This is a genomic window from Microbacterium galbum, assembly GCF_032464915.1.
Lineage (GTDB): Bacteria > Actinomycetota > Actinomycetes > Actinomycetales > Microbacteriaceae > Microbacterium > Microbacterium galbum.
Genome location: NZ_JAWDIS010000002.1, coordinates 711,193 through 731,852, shown reverse-complemented (window position 1 = coordinate 731,852; position 20,660 = coordinate 711,193). Strand labels below are relative to the sequence as shown.

Here is a 20,660-nt window from a genome sequence, read left to right as displayed (position 1 = left end):
CTGCCAGACTCTGAGGCGAACCCCCACACCCGACTGATAGGATCGAAGCCCGTGATGCAGACTTCGGACGCGGGACATTCAGACAGCACGACCTTCACGACGAAGCACATCTTCGTGACCGGAGGGGTCGTCTCCTCCCTGGGTAAAGGCCTGACGGCGGCAAGCCTCGGCAACCTCCTCACGGCCCGCGGACTCCGCGTGGTCATGCAGAAGCTCGATCCTTATCTCAACGTGGATCCGGGCACCATGAACCCGTTCCAGCACGGCGAGGTCTTCGTGACCGACGACGGCGCGGAGACCGATCTCGACATCGGCCACTACGAGCGTTTCCTCGACATCGAGCTCAGCCAGGCGGCCAACGTCACGACGGGCCAGATCTACTCGCAGGTCATCGCGCGCGAGCGTCGCGGCGAGTACCTCGGCGACACCGTGCAGGTCATCCCGCACATCACCGACGAGATCAAGCGCCGCATGCGCCTGCAGGCGAGCGAGAGCCCGCAGCCCGACGTCATCATCACCGAGATCGGCGGCACGGTCGGCGACATCGAGTCGCAGCCGTTCATCGAGTCGGCGCGGCAGATCCGTCACGAGCTCGGTCGCAAGAACGTCTTCTTCGTGCACGTCTCGCTCGTTCCCTTCATGGGCGCCTCGGGCGAGCAGAAGACCAAGCCGACGCAGCACTCCGTCGCGACCCTGCGCTCCATCGGCATCCAGCCCGACGCCCTCGTGCTGCGCAGCGACCGGCCCGTCACCGAGTCGAACAAGCGCAAGATCGCACTCATGTGCGACGTCGACGAGGACGCGGTCGTCAACGCCATCGATGTGCCGAGCATCTACGACATCCCGTCGATGATGCACGACCAGGGTCTCGACGCGTATATCGTCGACGCTCTCGAGATCTCCAAGGCCGCCGACGTGGACTGGTCGCGCTGGAACCGCGTGCTGCAGGCGGTGCACAACCCCAAGCACGAGGTCACGATCGGTCTCGTCGGGAAGTACATCGACCTCCCCGACGCGTACCTGTCGGTCACCGAGGCCATCAAGGCCGGTGGCTTCGGGCAGGAGACCCACGTCAAGATCACGTGGATCCCGTCCGACCTGTGCGAGACGCCCGAGGGGGCGGCCAAGGCCCTCGGAGCCGTCGACGGCATCATCGTGCCGGGCGGCTTCGGCATCCGCGGCATCGAGGGCAAGCTCGGTGCGCTGCGCTTCGCTCGGGAGCAGGGCATCCCCACTCTCGGCATCTGCCTCGGCCTGCAGTGCATGGTCATCGAGTACGCGCGTACCGTCGCCGGTCTCGAGGGCGCGTCGTCGAGCGAATTCGATCCCGACACCGCTCACCCCGTCGTGGCGACGATGGCCGAGCAGGTCGACATCCTCCAGAGCGGCGACCTGGGCGGCACGATGCGTCTGGGGCTGTACCCGGCCGCCCTCGCGGAGGGCTCGCTCGCGGCGGAGGTCTACGGAGCGAACAGCATCTCGGAGCGCCACCGCCACCGCTACGAGGTCAACAACGCCTACCGTCAGCAGCTCAGCGACGCGGGCCTGGTGTTCTCGGGACTGAATCCCGACCTCGACCTCGTGGAGTTCGTCGAGCTTCCGCGCGACGTGCACCCGTACTACATCGCCACGCAGGCGCATCCCGAGCTGCGCTCGCGTCCGACCGAGCCGCACCCGCTGTTCCGCGGGCTCGTCGGCGCGGCCCTCGAGCGTCACCGCTCGAGCGAACTGTTCGACGTCGAGGAGGACTGACGTGGAGCAGCTGCGCGACGAGCCGGTCGACCTCGAGGTCGTCTCGACCGAGGTGGTCTACGAGGGTGCCGTATGGGACGTCCGCAGCGACACCGTGCGCTACGGCGACGGGGAGATGACCCGCCAGTACGTCGAGCACCCGGGGGCCGCGGCCGTCGTGGCGATCGACGACGAGGGACGGGTCGTGCTCATCCAGCAGTACCGCCACCCCATCAAGGAGCGCGACTGGGAGATCCCGGCTGGCCTGCTCGATGTGGCGGGCGAGCCGCCGATCGAGACCGCGAAGCGCGAGCTGACCGAGGAGGTCGACCTCGAAGCCGACCGCTGGCAGCACCTGTTGTCGATGCACACCACGCCCGGGGGCAATGACGAGGTCGTGCATCTCTTCCTCGCGCGCGGCCTGCGCACGGTCGAGACCGACTACGAGCGCGAGCACGAGGAGTCCGACATGCGGGTGGAGCGCGTGCCGCTCGCCGACGTGATCGACGGGGTCATCGCCGGGCGCCTGCGCAACGGCATCCTGGCCGCGGGGGCGCTCGCCGCCGCCGAGGTCCTCCGCCGCGAGGCCGCGTCGGCCTGACGTGGAGCTCGAGCGCGCCGTCGAGACGTATCTGCGTCACATCGCGCTCGAGCGGGGCCTGTCGGACCATACCGTCGCCGCGTACCGCCGCGATCTGGATGTGTACGTGGAGTGGCTCCGCGCGCGCGGGATCGTCGACGTCGACGCGGTGACGCCGGAACGGGTCGCCGACTTCGGCGCGGAGCGCGCCTCGGCCGAGCCTCCTCCCGCGGCATCGTCCCTGGCGCGGATGCAGTCGTCCGTGCGGGGACTCCACCGCTTCCTCGTGCGCGAGGGGCGGTCCGAGGCCGATCCCAGCGGACGCCTGCGGCCGCCGAAGGCGCCCCGGCGTCTGCCGAAGGCACTGACGATCCAGCAGGTCGACGCCCTGCTGGATGCCGCGGGACCGGTGCCCGGATCCGCGGACGCCACGGCCGCGGACCCCGCTGCGGTGCGCGATCGGGCGCTGCTCGAGCTGCTCTACGCGACGGGAGCCCGCGTGTCGGAGATCGTCCACCTCGACGTCGACGACGTCGCTCAGGGGGACCTGCTGCGCGTGCGGGGCAAGGGCGACAAGGAGCGCATCGTGCCGGTCGGCTCGTACGCCCGGGCTGCCCTCGATGCCTACCTGACGCGCGTGCGACCCGCCCTCGCCGCGAAGGGACGCGCGACGCCGCGCCTCTTCCTCGGCGTGCGCGGCGCCCCGCTGTCGCGTCAGAGCGCTTGGCTGATCATCCAGGCCGCGGCCGACGGCGCGGGGCTCACCGCCCACGTCTCACCGCACACCCTGCGGCACTCGTTCGCGACGCATCTGCTGCAGGGCGGCGCCGACGTGCGGGTCGTGCAGGAGCTGTTGGGCCACGCCTCGGTCGCGACGACCCAGATCTACACGCACGTCTCGGTCGACGCGCTGCGCGACGTGTACGCGACCTCTCATCCGCGGGCGCGGTGAGGCGCGGGACGCGCCGGCGGTGCGCACCGCGGTCGTCGCCAGGGCACTCCCGGTCGCCGGTCTCGGCATCCTGGGGCTCATCGTCGTCGTGGTCGAGCGACGTGACCGACGCGGAGCGCCGGCGGGGCCTCCGGCCCACCGGTGACGGCGCAGTGCGTGGCGGCCGGCCTGGGAGGATAGGGGGATGACCGCCACCCTCGTCGCCCAGAACCTCGCCGGGGGATACGGCCACCGCACGCTCTTCGAGGGCGTCGACCTCACGGTCGCGCCCGGCGACGTGGTCGGGCTCGTCGGGGCCAACGGGGCCGGCAAGTCGACCCTGCTGCGGCTGCTCGCCGGGGCCGACGAGCCCCTCGCCGGAACCGTCAGCCTCGCGCCCGCCGATGCGTTCGTCGGGTGGCTGCCGCAGGAGCACGAGCGCGTCGCGGGTGAGACGGTCGCGCAGTACATCGCTCGTCGCACCGGGTGCGCGGAGGCGACCCGCGAGATGGATGCCACGGCGGCGGCCCTCGGCGACCCCACGGCCGTGGGCGCTGACGATGCCTACGCCACGGCCCTCGAGCGGTGGCTCGCGAGCGGCGCCGCCGACCTCGACGAGCGGATGCCGCAGGTTCTGGCCGACCTCGGGCTGGAGGTGGGACCGGATGCCGGGATGACCGGGCTCTCCGGGGGTCAGGCGGCGCGCGTGGGGCTCGCGGCGCTGCTGCTGTCGCGCTTCGACATCGCGCTCCTCGACGAGCCCACGAACGACCTCGACCTCGACGGCCTCGAGCGGCTCGAAGACTTCGTGCGGGGCCTGCGCGGCGGCGTGGTGCTGGTCAGCCATGACCGCGAGTTCCTCGCCAGATCGGTGACCCGGGTGCTCGAGCTCGACCTGGCGCAGAACACGCACCGCGTCTACGGCGGAGGGTACGACGCCTACCTCGAGGAGCGCGCGACGCTGCGGCGACAGGCGCGGGAGAAGTACGAGGAGTACGCCGAGACGAAGGCCGATCTCGTGTCTCGAGCCCGGACGCAGCGCGAGTGGTCGAGCCAGGGCGTGCGCAACGCGATGAAGAAGTCACCCGACAACGACAAGATCCGCCGCAAGGCCGCTACCGAGTCGAGTGAGAAGCAGGCGCAGAAGGTGCGGCAGATGGAGAGCCGCATCGCGCGACTCGACGAGGTCGAGGAGCCCCGTAAGGAGTGGCAGCTCGAATTCACAATCGGGTCGGCCCCGCGGTCGAGCTCGGTCGTGTCGACGCTCTCCGGGGCCGTGTTCCGACAGGGCGACTTCACCCTCGGACCCGTCTCGGTCCAGATCAACGCCGGCGAGCGCATCGGCATCACCGGGCCGAACGGTGCCGGGAAGTCGACGCTGCTGCGCGGCATCCTGGGTCGACAGTCGCCCGACGAGGGCACGGCGTCGCTCGGGACGAGCGTCGCGATCGGCGAGATCGACCAGGCGCGGTCGCTGCTGGTGGGGGAGCGGCCGCTCGCGGAGACGTTCGAAGCGCTCGTGCCGGAGCTGAACGCCGGGGAGGTCCGCACTCTGCTGGCGAAGTTCGGCCTCAAGGCCGATCACGTCACCCGGCCGGTCGACGGTCTGTCGCCGGGGGAGCGGACGCGCGCGGGGCTCGCGCTGCTGCAGGCGCGCGGGGTCAACGTGCTCGTGCTCGACGAGCCGACGAACCACCTCGACCTTCCCGCGATCGAGCAGTTGGAACAGGCGTTGGGCTCGTACACCGGGACGCTGCTGCTGGTCACCCACGACCGGCGCATGCTCGCGGCCGTCGAGACCGATCGTCGCTGGCACGTGGAGGCCGGGCGGGTCTCGGAGCTCTAGATCCGGTCGCCAGGGGCCCGCCGTTCGTCGAGATGCGAGGCCGCTGTCCTCCCGCCCGTGACGAGGAATGCCGTGTGAGCAGTGTTCCTGGGTGCAGGCAGCGGTGAGCGTCGGGTCGACCCGAAGATCGATCAGCCGCGGAAGGGGCGAAGGAGGGGTCCGCGGGTCAGCGGCCCTGGCGCTTCTTGTAGGGCTTGGGCTGACCCTTCACGATCGGCGCGCGACCCTTGCCCTTGTTGGCCTTGGCCTTGCCACCGCCGGGAGCCTTCTGCTTCGGCGCGGGCGGAGGCGCATCGGCGATGCGCCGGTGGGCCTCTTCGAGCAGCAGGGCGCCCGCGGGGAGCAGGCGCGTGGGCGCCGTGCGCTGCACCAGCGGCTGGCCCACCTCCTCCTCGAGCTTGTCGAGCGTCGTGTAGAGCGAGGCGAGGGGGATGCCGAGCTTGTCGGCCGCGCGCGGGAAGTGCAGCTCCTCGGCGAGGGCGGCGAACCGGACGAGGTGCTCGAGCTTCATGGCATCCATTCTCCCGTGCGGAGCCACGTGGTGGTGAGTGTCCAGGACACGCCGCGTCGCGAGGGGTGCGTACGGCGTGTCCTGGACACTCGGCAAGGAGGGATCAGGCGGCGGCGGATGCCAGGAACCGGTCGGCGGTGCGCAGGGACAGCGCCATGATCGTCAGGGCGGGGTTCGCGGCGATCGCCGAAGGGAAGACGGAGTTGTCGCAGATCCACAGGTTGGGGATCTCGTGGGAGCGGCCGTCGGCATCCACCACGCCGTCCGAGGAATCGCTCGACATGCGGCACGTGCCGATCGTGTGGGCCGTCCGGGCCAGCACCATCGTCTCGCGCGCGCCGGCGGCCTCCATCACCCGCAACATGAACGCCGTCGCGTGCTTGTCGATCGCCTTCTCGTTCTCGCCGGCGGTGAAACTCACGCGCGCCCGCGGGATGCCGAATTCGTCGGTCTCGTCGCTCAGCACCAACCGGTTGTCGTCGGCCGGCAGGCAGTCGGCGTTGATGCCGATGCCCGCCATGAAGCGCGCCTGCTCGAGCCGCTGCATGAGCTCGGGACCCCACAGGCCCCCGCCGCGCACGAGCGTCGTCGAGAAGGTCAGGGGCATGACACCGAGGCTCTGGACGAGGTAGCCGCCCGCGAAATCCGCGTCCGCCGGGCGCATCATGTCTTCGGAGATGAGTGACGACGGATAGCCGCGGTGTCCGCGCACCGGCTCGTCGAAGCGTCCCCACACCTGGGTCGCGCCGTGCGCAAGGAAGTTGCGGCCCACCTGACCGTTGTCGTTGGCCAGTCCCGTGTGCAGCAGCAGACGCGGGGTCTCGACCCCGCCGCCCGCGAGCACGAGCGCCCGGCAGCGCTGACGGCGATCCACGCCGTCCTTGCGGTACACGACCGCGGAGACGTGGCCGCGGTCGTCGAGCTCGATGCCGTGCACCATCGACTCGCTGCGGATCTCGGCGCCGGCCGCGACCGCCGCCGGCAGGTAGGTGTTCGCGGTGGAGGCTTTGGCATCCACCCGGCATCCCTGATGGCACTCTCCGCAGTTGACGCAGGCGCTGCGCTCGCCGTGGTGGTCTTGCAGGCGTGCACGCGTGAGCACCGCGGCGGGGGCATCGGCCCACCGCACGCCCAGGGCGTCGCAGCCCTTGGCCACGAGGTTCGCGGGCGCGTTGCGCTTGGCGGGGGCGTAGGCGTAGGTGCGGCCGGGGTCCCACGGGTAGGGATTCGGGCCCGAGACGCCGATGTCGCCCTCGACGCGCTCGACGTACGACAACAGTTCGTCGGGGTCGACCGGCCAGTCGCGGCCCACGCCCGACTCCGTGCGGAGGGCGAGATCACGGCGGTCGGGACGCGGCGTGAAGGCGCCCCAGTGCAGCATCGAGCCGCCGACGCCGCGACCGCTGTTGTTCGGTCCGAACGCCGTGGGGTCATCGCCGCCGCTCAGGCGTTCCGACATCCAGTTGATCTCGACCGCTTCGGTCTCGTCGGGGGTCAGATCGTCGAGCGCGAAGTGGCGCCCGGCCTCGAGGGCGACGACGCTGAGCCCCTTGCGGGCCAGTTCGGCCGTGAGCGGCGCACCACCGGCGCCGGTCCCGACGACGACGACGTCGACCGTCTCGTCATCGGCGAACGTGCGCATGGCTTCGAGGTTCATGCGGCGTCTCCCGTCGCGATCGTGCCGCCGACTCCGGACGGCTCCCAGTCTTCTCGGCGTCCCAACCGCAGCTCCACGTAGCCGCGGATGGGCGAGCCGCCGGTGGCGAACCCGTCGTACCCGACGCGCGCCATGCTCGCGGGGTGTGCGAGCCACTGACGGACGAGGTCGTTGCGCACATCCTCGAGCCACACCTTCAGGCGTGCCGCGTCGAACGGACCCTCGGCGGTGCTCTCGCCGTCGATCGCGGCGCGCAGGATGCTCTCGCGATCGACGGGGTCCGTCGGCCAGACGGCGGCGAGCGTGTCGAGTCCGGCGCGGTACGCCTCGGGGTCGGGCGGCAGGTCGGCGTTGCGCCATCCGTCCCCCTCTCCGCGCGCCAACTGTGCGTCGACGCGGGCCGCGATGTCGATCGCGAGGCCATCCTGCGGGACCACGAGGTCGGCGATCTCGCGCAGAAGAGTCAACTGCGCCAGGTCGAGCACCGCGGGCGCGTAGCCGCGGTCGTCGGGCAGTGCCCGGCGGGCCAGGATGCCGCGTACTCGGTCATCGACGCGATCACCGGCGATGAGGCGGGCCCAGTCATCGGCGACGACGGGGCCGACCCGCACCTCCTCATCGACGAAGCGGGCGATCGCTTCGGCCGCCTCGGCATCGCGCTCGAGGGGGATGAGGTGCCCCGTGTCGGGCAGGGCGACGAAGCGGGCCCGCGGGTAGACCGAGGCCAGCAGGCCGGGCTGAGCCGCGGAGCCGAGATCGGCGTCGTCCTCACCGGCCAGCACGAGCGCCGGCAGGTCGAGCAGGCCCGCTTCGGCCGAGGCGTCGACGGTGCTGCCCGTCTCGAGCCACGCGCGCCACGCCGCGGGAGAGGTGCGGCGCAGGTCGTCGAGGGCCACCGCGTGCGCCTCGGCGTCGAGCGGCTCGGCGACGTTCTGGGCGAGGAAGGTTTCGGCATCCTCATCGGAGAGCGGTCCGTCGGCGACCCACGAGAGCATGCGCTGACGCCGCTCCTCGTCCATGGGCTCGGGGCGGGGCGGCGACGGGGCCATGAGGACGACGCCGGCCAGGCCGAACAGGGCCGCCTCTCCGCGGAGGACGCGGGAGGCCACGAGAGCCGTGATCTTGCCGCCCATGCTGTGGCCGCCCAGCAGCCATCGGCCGCCCTCGTGCGCCGCGAGCGCCTTCTCGACGTGTGCGACGGTGTGGGCGAGGTCGGTCTCGGTGGAGGGGGCCTCGGAGCCGAATCCGGGGAGGTCGATGCCGACGACGCGGACGCGTCCGGCCAGTCGCGCGGCCACACGGTCGAACGACCGGGCGCTCGCTCCGAGCGCGTGCAGCATGTACAGGGTGAGGGGCGCCTCGTCGGGAGCGGAGGCGGTGTCTTCGGACATGTCTTCACCGTTTCGTACCGCGCGGTCGGGGAAGGGTCGCTTGCGGATCCGAACGTTTTACGCAAGCGCGCGGCGAGGGCGGAACGTCGGACGTCGGGACGGGCGGCCTCACCGCGCCGGGCGCCGTCGTCGCCCGACGAGACGGGATCTCCGCCGTGAGACGACGAACGCCCCGGCCGTCGGGTGAAGGACGGCCGGGGCGCGCATCGACGCCGGGTCAGGGGGTGACCATGCCGCCGTTGACGTTCAGCGTCTCGCCCGAGACGTAGCTGGATTCGGCGGATGCCAGGAAGACGAACGCGGGCGCGATCTCGGCGGGCTGCCCCGCGCGCTGGTACGTGCTCTCGTCGTCGAAGTGCTCCATCTGGTCGTCGGAGACCCCCTGGCTCACCTGCAGCGCCGACCAGGTCGGGCCGGGCGCGACCACGTTCACGCGGATGCCGCGGGAGGCGAGCTGCTGCGCGAGGCCCTTCGACAGGTTGTTGATCGCCGCCTTCGTGGCGGCGTAGTCGAGGCGGTCGGGTGCCGGGACATAGGCCTCGAGAGACGCGGTGTTGATGATCGAGCCGCCCTCCGGGAGGTGGGCGAGCGCGGCCTTGGTGATCCAGAACGGCGCGAAGACGTTCGTGCGGAACGTCTGCTCGAACTGCTCGTCGGAGAGGTCGTCGACCTTCTCGACCATGACCTGCTTTCCGGCGTTGTTCACCACGATGTCCAGTCCACCGAGCGCCTCGGCCGCGTGGGCGACGAGGTCGCGGCACGCGCCCGGGTCGGTGATGTCGGTCGCGATCGAGACGCCGGTGCGGCCGGCATCCCGGATCTGGTCGAGGATGTGGTCGGCGTCGCGCTGCTCGTCGGGCAGGTGCACGATCGCGACGTCGGCGCCCTCGCGTGCGAAGGCGATCGCGACGGCCCCGCCGATCCCCGAGTCGCCGCCGGTGATGAGGGCCTTGCGTCCGGTGAGGCGTCCGAGGCCGCGATAGGTCTTCTCGCCGAGGTCGGGCACGGGCGTCATATCGGCCTGCACCCCCGGCTCGGGCTGGTGCTGCACGGGCGGTTCGACGCGGGCGTAGCGCGTGACCGGGTTGTCGAAGGTGAACTGGTCGCGATCGTGGCTCATGCGACGACGGTAGACAGGGGCCGGCTGTCCTGGCCGGGCCTTGACGGCGCGGGGTGGCGGCGCCCACGGGTGCGTGTCACCCGGGCGGCGCCCGCTCGGAGCGGGACCGCACGCTCGCCGTGCGGTTCTACCGTCTCGGGGTGCCTCCCGCGATCGATCCGCCCCGCCCGCCTCGTGTCGTCCTCCATCTCGTGGACCGCACGACCGGTGGCGTGCCCGTCGCCGTCCGCAGCTACATCGCGAACACGCCCGCGGGTCTGACGCACGTCGTGGCCTCCCCCCATTTCGACGGCGCTCCGGCTCCGGTCTGGCGGGAGGGGAACGGGGTGGGGGAGATCCGCCATGCCGCCTGGGACGTCACCACATCGTTGCGCGCGCTGTCGTCGCTGCGCCGGATCGTCGCCGATGTGCGCCCTGACGTCGTACATGCGCACTCCAGCTTCCCCGGGGTCTACGCGCGGGTGCTCGGGACGGGACGAGCGCGGCTCGTGTACACCCCGCACTGCTTCGCCTTCGAGCGTCGCGACATCGGCGCCGCAGCCCGGATGCTGTACCGGGCGATCGAGAGGATCCTGCGCCCCCGCGCCGACGTCCTGGCGGCAGGCGGCCCCGGGGAGGCGCTCGCCGCCGCAGGCCTCGGCTATCCCGAGGATCGGCTCCTCGTCATCCCCAACGTGCCGTCGGTGAGTCGCGCTCCGTCCGCGCGGCCCCGGTCGGAGAGCACGGCGGACACGGTGACCGTGGGGATGCTGGGGCGCTGGGCGCCGCAGAAGGATCCCGACGCGTTCGTCTCCGTCGTCCGCGGTCTGCGGGCCGAGCTGCCGGGGGTGAACGTGCGGGCGAAGTGGATCGGCGGGGGAGAGGGGGCCGAGGACGCGCCGGATGACGTCGAGGTCACCGGGTGGCAGTCGCCGGAAGGGGTCGCCGCCGAGCTCGCCGGCCTCGACGTCTACGTGCACACGGCGGCGTGGGAGGCGGCCGTGGCGATCGCCGTGCTCGATGCGTACGAATGCGGCATCCCCATCCTCGCCCGATCGATCCCGGCCATGCCCGAGCTGCCGCCGGCGGTGCGTCTGGACATCGGGATGCCGAGGCTCGTCGAGGCGGTGCGGGCGGGACGTCTGGACCACTGGGCGGCCGACAATCGCGCGCGGTGGGGGCGCTACCTCGCCGGTCGGTTCACACCGCCGTCTCAGCGTGTCGCGCTGGAGCGCGTCTGGGGGTGAGGGGCGACGTCGTCACCGCCGCGTCGTCATGACCCGGTCGATGACGTCGGAGACCCGGCGGGCGGAGGCCTCCCAGGAGAAGCGCGCCTCGTTCTCACGCCCCCGTCGCGCGAGGTCGGCGCGCAGAGCCGGATCGCCGTCGAGCGTCTCGAGCCCGCGGCGCATGTCGTCGATGTCGTGCGGGTCGACCCAGAGTGCGCTGTCGCCGAGCACGTCGGGCAGAGCGCTCGACCGGGCGGCCAGGACCGGGGTGCCCATGCGCTGCGCTTCGAGCGGGGGGATGCCGAAACCCTCGTACAACGAGGGGAAGGCGAACGCCGTGGCGCCGCGGTAGAGCCGCATGAGCTCGTCGTCGTCGACGCGGCCGAGCGCGCGCGTCCGCGGAGCGGCCGTTGTCGCCTGCGTGTGAAAGGCGCGCGCCTGCTGACCGACGATGAGCAGCCGGTGGATATGCGTGAGGTCGGCCGCCTCGAACGCCGCGACGAGGGCGTCGAAGTTCTTGTGGCGGTTCGGAGACGAGACGGCGAGGACGTACGGGACGCCCTCGTCGTGCGCCGGACCGTCGGCGTGGAACGCGGGCGAGACGGCGTTGGCGACCACGGTGATGCGGCGGGGGTCGATGCCGAACTCCCGGACGAGTTCGCCGCGCGAGAAGGGGCTCACGGTCAGCACGTGGGCGCTCCGGCGCAGAAGCAGCGGCGTCATCGTCGCGTACAGCAGGCGAAACGACCGGGCGAAGCTCTCGGGATGCCGCGCCCAGATGATGTCGTGACACGTCACCACCTGCGGGCGATAGGCGACAGGGCCGGTGTTCGCCAACCCCAGGAGGAGGGGGGACCCGCTGCGGCGGAGGTGGAGGGGCAGGGCGACCTGCTCCCACGCGTGTCCGCTCAGCCGGCCGACCTGCACGATCTCCGCGCCCAGATCGGCGTCGATGAGATCGCCCGGGGGTGCGACGACCGTGACGGGGCGCATCGTCGCGAGCGCGCGCGTGACCTCGCGGGCGAACCGCTGCACACCGGTCGGGGTGTGGGTGAGGAACCGCCCGTTGACGACGACGGTGCTGCTGGCGTTCAGGATTCCTTCTCCCTCTGGCTCGGTCGATCCGAGCCGGTGCCCGTCACGATCCCCGTCGGCTTCGCGCGCTCGGGGGTCACCGCCTCGTCCCGTCGGCCTCGGTGCCGGCGGGGGAACACACCGTGCGCGCGAGATCGCTGATTCCCCGCTTCACGCGTCGATAACGGGCGCGAACGACGCTCGTCGTCGGCTCTCCCCGGCGGCGGGCCGAGGCGAGGGCGACGTCGTCGGGCGCCCACAGCGATCTCACCGCGCAGCGGAGCAGGACCAGCGGGGGCTCGTCGCGCAGAGCGATCCAGTACGCGCGCGCCCGTGTCGGCTGACGACGCCACTCCCAGTCGCGCGGCGTGCCCCCGGCATCCTGTGAGAAGTCCGTTCCTGGATCGATCTCGCGCAGCTCGTCGAGCAGCGCCGGGACGGCACCCATCTCCCGCGCGGCGGCGATCGATCCGGTCGCGCGGGTCAGCAGATCGACGGCGACGGCATGAGCTCCCGCGGGCCGCGGGCGACCGATCTCCGGACGGACGGCGTGCAGCGCCGCCAGCACCGCGTGCGCGTCGGCCCGGGGCACGAGCACCTCGGCACCCGCGAATCGCACGGCGGCGGCATCCCTCATCAAGAGAGCGAAGGCATCGGCGTCGTCGAGGGTGAGCCCCGGCATGCGTCGATGGACGTCGATCTCGCAGCCCCAGCCCGTCGGTTTCATCGTGATGGTGTGGTGGGCCTGGGCGCCCCTCCAGGGGTGGGGCTCCCGCTCCCATCCCCACGCCTGCAGCGCGTCGGCGAGATCATCCCATCGGTCGGGCGCGCACCACAGGTCGACGTCGCCGGAGTGCTCGCGGGTCCGCAGTCCTTGCCGGTGCAGCGTCGGCCCCTTGATGAAGACGCACCGGATGCCGCGTTCGTCCGCGACGTGCGCCACCAGCGCGTGGACCAGCTCGTGGAAGGGCGACGACATCGTCGGCCGGTCGATCCGGTGCACGCGGGCGCGGTGCGTCGGATCGCGGGCGACGATCGCGTGCTCCTCCATCTCTTCCAGGAGGGCTCTTTCCGCGGGAGAGACGTGGTGGGGGGCGAGCGGCCCGTCTTCGACGAGACGTCGCCACAGCGCCGCTCCGATCGAGGTGAGGCAGAACGCCTCGGCGGGCAGCGCGGGGAGGAGGAGGATCTCGGCCTCTGCGCCGAAGGCCGGCGACGCGCGGACGTCCAGGACGCCGGCGGCGATCGCCGTCCAGGCGATGACGGGCGAGGCGGTGGACGTCATGCTGCTCCGGGGCGAGGAAGGGAAACCCCCACTGTGGCGTCTTCAGGGAGGGGTCGAGGCGGGTATGCGCCCCAGGAGCAGTCGTCCGTCAGGGGGATCACCCGCCCCGTGGTCCTGTCTTGCGACGCACCTCACCCGCGGTCTCGTGACGCGCGGAGCCGTCACGGACGTCTGAGGCTCCCGGCGATGACGCGCAGGTCGCGACGGCCGGCGAGCAGGATCAGCGCTGTCACGACGACGCCCCAGACGCCGACGATGGCGCAGAGGCGGGCGAGGGCGACGAAGGAGGCCGAGAACAGCTGATCGACCAGGGTCGAGGCCGCCAGTGCCGTGGCGAAGATCGCGATGGGTCGCAGTCCGGCGCGAACGAGCGGCCACGACGGCACCCCCGTGCGCGGCAGGAAGACGACGGCCGCCGCGACCCACAACAGGAACTGCCCGGCCGCGACCGCCGTCGCCACCGCGAGGGGGCCGAGGGGCGCGAGCCCGATCGCCAGGGCGATCATGGCGAGGCGTCCCGCCGCCTCGGAGGCCAGGAGCAGGGCGGATCGACCGGTGGACACGAACGCCCAGTACTGGGGGTAGCCGAGGGTCTGGAACAGCGCGCCGACGGCCAGCACCGGGACGAACGCCGCGGCCGGCGTCCACGCGGGCCCGAGCACCACCTCGATGGCGGGGGGCGCCGCGGCGACGAACAGGCTGAGGTAGGCGAAGGCGGGATAGCAGAGCACGACCTGGAACTTCGCAAGTCGCGTGCCCAGATCGGATGCCGAGGTCGCACCCGCGAGGTGAGGGATGACGACGCGCGTGAGAGGGGTGATCACTTGGTCGATCGGGAGGTTCACGAGCTGTGTCGCCCGGTTGTAGAAGCCGATCACCTGGTCGGAGGCGGACCGCGCGATCATCAGCGTGCCCACGTTGGTGGAGGCGTAGTTCAGGGCGTGCACGACGAAGGTGTTCCCGCCGAACGCGAGGAGCCCGCGCATGTCCGCTCCGCGACGGGGGAGACCGGGCCGCCACGTCGTGCACGCGAACGCCACCGCCAGGGTGACCGCGGCGGCCAGCGTTCCCTGCAGGGCGAGGGCGAGGTAGCCCCCGCCCAGCAGGGCCAGGACGACGGCGCCCGCGAGTCCCGACAGGTCGCCCGCGAGTTCTGACCCGGCGAGCCTTTCGAGTCGACCCGACCGGTTCAACTCCACGCGGAGCTGCGCGCTCGCCGAGCGCAGGAGGAACGCGGGCGCGAGCAGGAGGAGCACGACGACCAGCCGTGTGTCGTCGAAGACGGCGGCGAAGGCCGGGGCGACCCCGGCGACCAGACCCGCGGCCGCGGTGCCGATGCCGGTGTTCATCCAGAACAGGTTCGTGCGCTGTCGGTCGGTGAGGGCGGGAGCGCGCAACGCCGCCATGCTGAGGCCGAAGTCCCCGAGCACGGCCGCGAGCCCCGCCACCGAGGCGCCGAGCGCCACGATGCCGAAATCGCCCGGGCCGACCAGCCGCGCGAGGATGACGATCCCGAGCACCTGCGAGAGGTACCGCCCCCACTGCGCCCCGAGCAGCAGGAACGCCCCTCTCCTCCGGGGGGCGACGACGTCGGTGGTGGTCACGGAGGGCTCCTTGCGCAATACGGTGGCGGCCGTGAGCACGCTAACCACCCCTCGAGCCGTTCCCGGGGGCGCCGACTTCCCGAAGCGGGGGTTAGCGGACTCCCTCCGTGCGCGCCGTCTGATGGTGATCGTGGTGGGGCTGTACTCCCTCGCCTCGCCGATCGTGGAGACCCTCCTGGGCGACCGACAGCACTACGTGGAGGGGAAGACCTCCACGGTCGCCGTGGCGGCGGCCCTCGACGACCTGGGTGCCGTCGTCGTCCCGGCGATCGCCATCGCGGCGACCTTCGTCGTCTTGCTCTTCTGGCGGGTCGAAGGGCCGCCCCTGCTTCTGGCGATCGCGCCCGGTCTGATGCTCGCGGCGAACGAGTTCGTCCACGGCCGGTCACCCACGCTCGGCCTGCTCATCACCTCGGCGGTGGGGGCCTTGTTGGTGAGTGTGCGGGTGAAAATGCCCGACCTGGCGATCCTCGGCCATGTCGGCGCCGTCGTGGCGGGCGCGTCGATCCTCGCGTTCGTCGTCGTCCCCTCGAAGGTGCTCGTCTCCGGCGGCATCGGCACGTTCGACAAGTCGCTGACGGGCGCGCCACTGCTCGCCGGGATCTTCTCGCACTCGAACACGTTCGGCATGTTCCTTGCGCTCTCCCTTCCGTGCGCGTTCCTCGCCCGCCGTCTCCTGGTGCGCCTGCTGCTCGTGGCGGTCATCTGCGCCGCGCTCGTGCTGTCGTCGTCGCGGACCGCGCTCGCCGGGGCGGGGGCGGTCCTGGCCGTCATGCTGCTCGCTCGACTGCTTCCCCGGGCGGCTTTCCTCCCCGTCGCCGTCGTCGGCTTCCTCACCTCGGTGTTCGCGGTCTTCTGGCTGCCCTTCACCGAGACCGATCCGGACGCCTACACCTACCGCGGCGCGATCTGGATCTTCGACCGCGGGCAGCTCGGTGGTCACGGGATGTTCGGGCTCGGCGCGCACTGGTTCGCCGACAACTACCCGTTGCTGCGCAACGTGCTCTCCAGCGCCGCCAGTCACGCGCACAATCTCGCGCTGACGACGATGGTGCAGGGCGGGGCGGTGGTCGCCCTCACCGGCGGCGTGCTGATCGTCGCAGCGTTCGTCTCGGCGCTGCGGCATCCGTCGGCTCGGGAACGCGCGGTCGGCATCGCCTTCGTCATCGGCCTGCTCGTGATCGGGGCGACGGAGACGCCGATGGAGCTCGTCGGGTGGAGTCCGCTGTCGGCATCCGTGCTGGTCCCGCTCGTCGTCGTGGCGGGCCGGCCCTGGATCGAACGGGAGGAGGAGGCGTTCGCCCGGTCTGCTGCCGCAGACGCCCCGGTCGCCCCGCTCACGCGCGCCGCTCTCCGCCGGCGCGCCCGCTGAGGCGGGTCACGCGCGCGCGGCTGTCAGCGGACGCCGCCCCGGTCGACCAGGTGCGTCGGCACGAGATGCGTGTGCGAGCCGGTCGCCGGGGCGTTGCGACGCGCGAGCAGGGTCTCGGCGGCGAGGCGACCGAGCCCGGAGACGTCGTAGTCGACGATGCGGATGCGGCGCGGAAGCAGATGGGACAGCTCGAAGTCGTCGAAGCCCGCGAGGGCGATGTCGGCGCCACGGGGGAGGATCGCCTCGAGGACACCGATCGTGACGCGGTTGTTGGCGCAGAACACGGCGGTGGGCGGGGCGTCGGAGTCGAGCAGGCGGAGCATGGCGTCGCGCGCGACGGCCGGGGTGTGGAGCCCGTCGACAACGAGGGCGGGGTCGGCCGCGCGCCCGGCGGCGGCGAAGGCTTCTTCGACGCCGGCCCAGCGCTCGGCCATCGTGAAGATGCTCCGCGCGTCGAGGAGGACGGCGACGCGCTGGTGCCCGGCCTCGAGCAGCTCGGCGACCGCGGCGCGCGCACCCCCGCGGTTGTCGAGGAGGATCGCATCGGCGGGGATGCCGCTGCCCGGGCGGTCGAGGAACACGACCGGGGTGCCGAGCTCGACCTCGCGCTGCAGGTAGGAGTGGTCATCGGCCGTCGGCACCACGATGAGACCGCCGACCTGGCGCTGGCAGAGGTCGAGAGCGAGGGTGCGCTCGGTCGCGGCATCCTCTTCGCTGGATGCCATCACCAGGTGCATGCGCTCGCGGGAGGCGACCGACGAGACGGCGGCGGCGACCGACATGTAGAACGTGTTCGACAGATCGGCGGCGATGAAGCCGACCGTGTCGCGGTCACCGGAGCGCAGACTGGCGGCGAGGGCGTTGCGGTGGTAGCCGAGGCGATCGACCGCGGCGAGCACGCGCTCCGCCATCGCGGGGTCGACGTTGGGCTGGCCGTTGATGACCCGCGAGACCGTCTTGAAGCTGACGCCCGCCTCTGCCGCGACGTCGACCATCGTCGGCCGGCCGGTCTTTCGCATGCGTCTCCTCGGGTGGATGCCGTCGGACGGCATCCTCCGAGCATAGGGATCCCGGCCGCCGACGCGGAGGCGACCGACTGTCGAGTGTCCACGACGCGCCGCGTCGCGGGGAGGGAGGCGGCGTGTCGTGGACAATCGAGGGGGTCAGGCGGTGGGGGCCACCAGCGTGCCGGTCTCGTGCGAGGCGATCGCCGCGGCGAACAGACGGTGGGTGAGCGCCGCCTCTTCGGGGCGGACGCAGCCGAACCCGTCGCCGAGCTCGCCCACGTACTCGGCGAGGAAGGCCGCCCACATCTGCAGGATGGCATCCGAGAATCCGGATTCGAAGTTCGGACCCGTCACCGTGGGCCACACCGACTGGCTGCCGGCGTCGACGCTCTGCCAGCTCTGCTCCCGGCCGACGCCGGGCACGTCGACGAAGGCGAACACCTCGACCTGCTTCGGGTTCTTCGTGCTGAAGCGGACGCCGCCGGACATGCCGATGGCTTCGAACTCCCAGGTGTTCTTCTGGCCCGGCGCGATGCGCTTGGTCTCGGTCGTGAGGGGGAAGGGTGCGCCCTCGTGGCGGGCCCAGGAGTGGATGACGGCGTTGTCCCACGTGTCGCAGGGCTGCGGCGAGCCGTCGGGACCGGGGCGCTCGGTGACGATGTCCTGCAGGATGCCGACGACTCTCTCGGGCGTCCAGCCCAGGCGCAGAGGGACGTGCCACGTGTGCATGCCCAGGTCGTTGAGCACTCCCGCGTCGCCGCAGAACTGCTTCTGCCGCTTCCAGTTGAGGGGCTTGTTCACGTCGATGTCGCTGGAGTGCAGGAAGGTGCATTTCGCCTCGACGATGCGGCCGAGGGCGCCGGACCGCACGTAGTCGACGGCCCACTGCGCGCCGGGGAAGAACGGCATCTCGCTCGACACGCGGACGAAGGACTCCGGGGTCTCGGCGATGGCCGCGACGACGGCGTCGGCTGCGGCCTGATCGATGCCGAACGGCTTCTCGGCCAGCAGCGCCTTGCCCGCGCGCACGGTGTCGACGTAGAGACGCTCATGCAGGTCGTGCCGGACGGCGATGTAGACGACGTCGACGCGTGGGTCGGCGAGCAGCTCGTGGTGGTCGGTCGTCGTGAGCTGCACGGTGTCGATGCGTTCGAAGAATTCGAGCGCCGCGGGGTTGATGTCGCACACCGCGACGAGCTCGGGCTCTGCCGGGTGGTCGACGAGGGCGGGCCAGCGGCGGAGCGCCGCGGCGATCTCACGCCCCATGAGGCCGCCGCCGATGATGCCGACGCCGATCTTCTTGCCGGTCATGCCGCACCGCCGATCAGGGCGAGCGCCTCGTCGACCGAAGCGTTCTCGTGCACGACGGCCATGAGGGCGGCGGTGATGCCCGCCGGGTCGCGGTGCTGGATGACGTTGCGGCCGTAGACGATGCCGCGGGCGCCCTGCTCGAGGACCGCCTGCGTGCGCTCGAGCAGCGTGCGGTCGTCGACGCGCCCGCCGCCGCGCACGAGCACGGGGGTGTCGCCGGCGGCCTGGATGACGCGGTGGTAGTCGCCGATGTCGTCGGTGGGGTCGGCCTTGATGAGGTCGGCGCCGAGTTCGCGCGCCTGACGGACGAGGGTGACGACCTTGGCGGTGTCGCCGTCGACGCCGTATCCGCCGCTGCCGGGCTTGGTCTGCATCACGAGGGGCTCGATCATCAGCGGCATCCCGTACTTCTCGGCGTCGGTGCGCAGCGCCAGGATCGAGCGGATGCACTGTTCGCGCACCTGGGGCTCTCCGGGCAGGTCGAGCAGGTTGACGCACACGGCCACGGCGTCCAGGCGGACCGCCACTTCGATGGCGTCGGGCACGTGGATGCTGTGCAGAGGCGCCTCGAGCGGGTCGTTGTAGACGTTCGCGATGTCGGTGCGCAGCACGAGCCCGGGCTTCTGCTTGCCGGGGAAGGACTGCAGCAGCGGGGCCTGGCCGAGGGTGAGCTGCACCGCATCGGGGCCGGCGTCGACGAGGGTGGCGACGGTCTTCGCCATGTCTTCGATGCCGGTCAGGAACGAGGGTTCGTGGAACGCGCCGTGGTCGACGGCGACGTCGAACGCGCGACCGGAGCGCGCGTTGAAGAGGCGGTTGAGGCGGGGTTTCGACATGGGGTGTGGGTCTCCGAGACGTCGGGTCGGGGCGCGGCTCTGCGCTCGACGGTCAGTATGCGGGGGCAAGACAACGTTGTCAATCGCTGCTACCGTGAGGCGCAGCACGGCGAGGAAGGCGGAGCTCATGGGTGAGCTGTACGGACGATCGATCGACGAGGCGCTCCGGCGCGCGGGCTCAGCGGCGCAGGTCGCGTCGGTGGAGCAGTCGCTGCGCACCGACGGACCGGATGCCGGGACCCGGCGCCTCCGGGTCGTCGCCGGAGACCTCGACATCGAGCTGCTGCCCGACCGCGGGCTCGACATCGGGCAGGTGCGGTATCGCGGCGTCCCGCTCGCGTGGGTGTCTCCCACGGGGTGGCCGCGGCCGGGCGCGAGCGGCTTCGGCGCGTCGTTCGGGGGAGGGCTCGTCACGACGTGCGGCCTGCTCTCGTTCGGGCCGCCGTCGTCGGACGCCGAGGGCGACCACCCGCAGCACGGTCGCTACAGCGGGCTGTCGGCATCCGTCCGGCGAGCGGAAGTCGGCGCGGATGCCGTGGTCGTCGAGGCGACCGTGGTGGAGGCCACCGTGCTCGGCGCGCACCTGGAGCTGCGTCGCCGCGTGCGCGTGCCGCTCGGCGAGGCGCGGATCGAGCTGCGGGACGAGATCGTCAACCGCGGGGCGGGTCCCGTCGAGCCGATGGTGCTCTACCACGTGAACCTCGGCTGGCCCCTCGTGGACGAGGGGACGCTGTTGCGGTCTCCGGCGGGGCGCGTTCTTCCGCGCGACGCGGCCGCGGCGGCCGGGGCAGCGACCTGGGCGGAGTTCCCCGCGCCGGCGTCCGAGTATCCGGAGCAGGTGTTCCGCCATGATCTGCCGGCGGACCGGCGGGTGAGCGCGGAGGTCGTCGCGACGTCGGGGCTCGGCATCCGCATCGGTTTCGACACCGCCTCATTGCCGGCGATGTTCCAGTGGCGCGTGGCGCAGGACGACGGATCGGTGCTGGGGGTCGAGCCTGCCACCGCGGCGACGATCCTCGGTCGTGCCGACGCGCGCGCCGCGGGGCTGCTGCGCGCCCTCGCGCCGGGCGCCTCGTGGGAGCTGGGTCTCGACATCGATGTCATCCGTGACCGATCCGAGACTTGACAACGTTGTCCACGTAGTCGCAGGATGACTCCATCGAAGCCCGGCCCTGGGTTTCGCCCCGAATGACAAC

The 20,660-nt window shown here is 71.8% G+C and carries 17 protein-coding genes; 7 read left to right on the top strand and 10 right to left on the bottom strand.

Annotated features, from left to right (window positions below; genetic code table 11):
- The first annotated feature begins 54 nt into the window (after window positions 1-54).
- From pyrG to RWH45_RS12695, 4 genes are all read left to right on the top strand, one after another.
- Window positions 55-1,752: a CTP synthase gene (gene pyrG / locus RWH45_RS12710; RefSeq protein ID WP_315995279.1), complete on the top strand. Its 1,698-nt coding sequence runs from the start codon at window positions 55-57 to the stop codon at window positions 1,750-1,752.
- A 1-nt stretch (window position 1,753) separates the two neighbouring features.
- Window positions 1,754-2,332, top strand: a complete 579-nt coding sequence (locus RWH45_RS12705; protein ID WP_315995248.1) for an NUDIX domain-containing protein — start codon at window positions 1,754-1,756, stop codon at window positions 2,330-2,332.
- A gap of 1 nt (window position 2,333) precedes the next feature.
- Window positions 2,334-3,263, top strand: a complete 930-nt coding sequence (gene xerD / locus RWH45_RS12700; protein ID WP_315995247.1) for a site-specific tyrosine recombinase XerD — start codon at window positions 2,334-2,336, stop codon at window positions 3,261-3,263.
- Window positions 3,264-3,447: 184 nt separating this feature from the next.
- Window positions 3,448-5,088 (top strand): ABC-F family ATP-binding cassette domain-containing protein, encoded by a 1,641-nt coding sequence (locus RWH45_RS12695; protein WP_315995246.1) that lies wholly within the window; start codon window positions 3,448-3,450, stop codon window positions 5,086-5,088.
- A gap of 166 nt (window positions 5,089-5,254) precedes the next feature.
- On the opposite strand, the gene RWH45_RS12690 is transcribed toward RWH45_RS12695, so the two are convergent.
- The 4 genes from RWH45_RS12690 to RWH45_RS12675 form a co-directional block, all read right to left on the bottom strand.
- Complete coding sequence (locus RWH45_RS12690; protein ID WP_315995245.1) at window positions 5,255-5,599, bottom strand: LysR family transcriptional regulator; 345 nt, start codon at window positions 5,597-5,599, stop codon at window positions 5,255-5,257.
- 103 nt (window positions 5,600-5,702) lie between these two features.
- On the bottom strand, window positions 5,703-7,256 hold the full coding sequence (locus RWH45_RS12685) for a GMC family oxidoreductase (RefSeq protein ID WP_315995244.1): 1,554 nt from the start codon (window positions 7,254-7,256) through the stop codon (window positions 5,703-5,705).
- Window positions 7,253-8,647 carry an alpha/beta hydrolase gene (locus tag RWH45_RS12680; RefSeq protein ID WP_315995243.1) on the bottom strand — a complete coding sequence of 465 codons (1,395 nt, stop codon included), beginning with the start codon at window positions 8,645-8,647 and terminating at the stop codon, window positions 7,253-7,255. Before RWH45_RS12680 ends, RWH45_RS12685 begins: the two co-directional genes overlap by 4 nt.
- A gap of 217 nt (window positions 8,648-8,864) precedes the next feature.
- On the bottom strand, window positions 8,865-9,767 hold the full coding sequence (locus tag RWH45_RS12675) for an SDR family oxidoreductase (protein WP_315995242.1): 903 nt from the start codon (window positions 9,765-9,767) through the stop codon (window positions 8,865-8,867).
- Window positions 9,768-9,907: 140 nt separating this feature from the next.
- Between RWH45_RS12675 and RWH45_RS12670 the strand changes: the two genes are divergently transcribed.
- Window positions 9,908-10,993, top strand: coding sequence for a glycosyltransferase family 4 protein (locus RWH45_RS12670; RefSeq protein WP_315995241.1), 1,086 nt, complete (start codon window positions 9,908-9,910; stop codon window positions 10,991-10,993).
- A 12-nt stretch (window positions 10,994-11,005) separates the two neighbouring features.
- Here RWH45_RS12670 and RWH45_RS12665 read toward each other — a convergent pair whose 3' ends face one another.
- The 3 genes from RWH45_RS12665 to RWH45_RS12655 form a co-directional block, all read right to left on the bottom strand.
- On the bottom strand, window positions 11,006-12,010 hold the full coding sequence (locus tag RWH45_RS12665) for a glycosyltransferase family 4 protein (protein WP_315995240.1): 1,005 nt from the start codon (window positions 12,008-12,010) through the stop codon (window positions 11,006-11,008).
- A 136-nt stretch (window positions 12,011-12,146) separates the two neighbouring features.
- Window positions 12,147-13,334 (bottom strand): nucleotidyltransferase family protein, encoded by a 1,188-nt coding sequence (locus RWH45_RS12660; RefSeq protein ID WP_315995239.1) that lies wholly within the window; start codon window positions 13,332-13,334, stop codon window positions 12,147-12,149.
- A gap of 161 nt (window positions 13,335-13,495) precedes the next feature.
- Window positions 13,496-14,938, bottom strand: a complete 1,443-nt coding sequence (locus tag RWH45_RS12655) for an oligosaccharide flippase family protein (RefSeq protein WP_315995238.1) — start codon at window positions 14,936-14,938, stop codon at window positions 13,496-13,498.
- 31 nt (window positions 14,939-14,969) lie between these two features.
- Between RWH45_RS12655 and RWH45_RS12650 the strand changes: the two genes are divergently transcribed.
- On the top strand, window positions 14,970-16,310 hold the full coding sequence (locus tag RWH45_RS12650; protein WP_315995237.1) for an O-antigen ligase family protein: 1,341 nt from the start codon (window positions 14,970-14,972) through the stop codon (window positions 16,308-16,310).
- Between the two features lie 23 nt (window positions 16,311-16,333).
- Here RWH45_RS12650 and RWH45_RS12645 read toward each other — a convergent pair whose 3' ends face one another.
- From RWH45_RS12645 to RWH45_RS12635, 3 genes are all read right to left on the bottom strand, one after another.
- The gene (locus tag RWH45_RS12645; RefSeq protein ID WP_315995236.1) at window positions 16,334-17,329 is read right to left on the bottom strand and encodes a LacI family DNA-binding transcriptional regulator; all 996 of its coding nucleotides are present in this window, start codon (window positions 17,327-17,329) and stop codon (window positions 16,334-16,336) included.
- A gap of 144 nt (window positions 17,330-17,473) precedes the next feature.
- The gene (locus RWH45_RS12640; protein WP_315995235.1) at window positions 17,474-18,628 is read right to left on the bottom strand and encodes a Gfo/Idh/MocA family protein; all 1,155 of its coding nucleotides are present in this window, start codon (window positions 18,626-18,628) and stop codon (window positions 17,474-17,476) included.
- Window positions 18,625-19,464, bottom strand: a complete 840-nt coding sequence (locus tag RWH45_RS12635; protein WP_315995234.1) for a class I fructose-bisphosphate aldolase — start codon at window positions 19,462-19,464, stop codon at window positions 18,625-18,627. Before RWH45_RS12635 ends, RWH45_RS12640 begins: the two co-directional genes overlap by 4 nt.
- 94 nt (window positions 19,465-19,558) lie before the next feature.
- Here RWH45_RS12635 and RWH45_RS12630 point away from each other — a divergent pair, with 94 nt between their 5' ends.
- Window positions 19,559-20,590 (top strand): DUF4432 family protein, encoded by a 1,032-nt coding sequence (locus RWH45_RS12630; RefSeq protein WP_315995233.1) that lies wholly within the window; start codon window positions 19,559-19,561, stop codon window positions 20,588-20,590.
- Window positions 20,591-20,660: the final 70 nt, after the last annotated feature.

Coding starts and splice junctions, on each gene's coding strand:
- RWH45_RS12660 (WP_315995239.1), bottom strand. CDS start 13,334: ATGACGTCCACCGCCTCGCCCGTCATCGCCTGGACGGCGATCGCCGCC.
- RWH45_RS12695 (WP_315995246.1), top strand. CDS start 3,448: ATGACCGCCACCCTCGTCGCCCAGAACCTCGCCGGGGGATACGGCCAC.
- RWH45_RS12680 (WP_315995243.1), bottom strand. CDS start 8,647: ATGTCCGAAGACACCGCCTCCGCTCCCGACGAGGCGCCCCTCACCCTG.
- RWH45_RS12635 (WP_315995234.1), bottom strand. CDS start 19,464: ATGTCGAAACCCCGCCTCAACCGCCTCTTCAACGCGCGCTCCGGTCGC.
- RWH45_RS12675 (WP_315995242.1), bottom strand. CDS start 9,767: ATGAGCCACGATCGCGACCAGTTCACCTTCGACAACCCGGTCACGCGC.
- RWH45_RS12640 (WP_315995235.1), bottom strand. CDS start 18,628: ATGACCGGCAAGAAGATCGGCGTCGGCATCATCGGCGGCGGCCTCATG.
- RWH45_RS12690 (WP_315995245.1), bottom strand. CDS start 5,599: ATGAAGCTCGAGCACCTCGTCCGGTTCGCCGCCCTCGCCGAGGAGCTG.
- RWH45_RS12645 (WP_315995236.1), bottom strand. CDS start 17,329: ATGCGAAAGACCGGCCGGCCGACGATGGTCGACGTCGCGGCAGAGGCG.
- RWH45_RS12685 (WP_315995244.1), bottom strand. CDS start 7,256: ATGAACCTCGAAGCCATGCGCACGTTCGCCGATGACGAGACGGTCGAC.
- pyrG (WP_315995279.1), top strand. CDS start 55: ATGCAGACTTCGGACGCGGGACATTCAGACAGCACGACCTTCACGACG.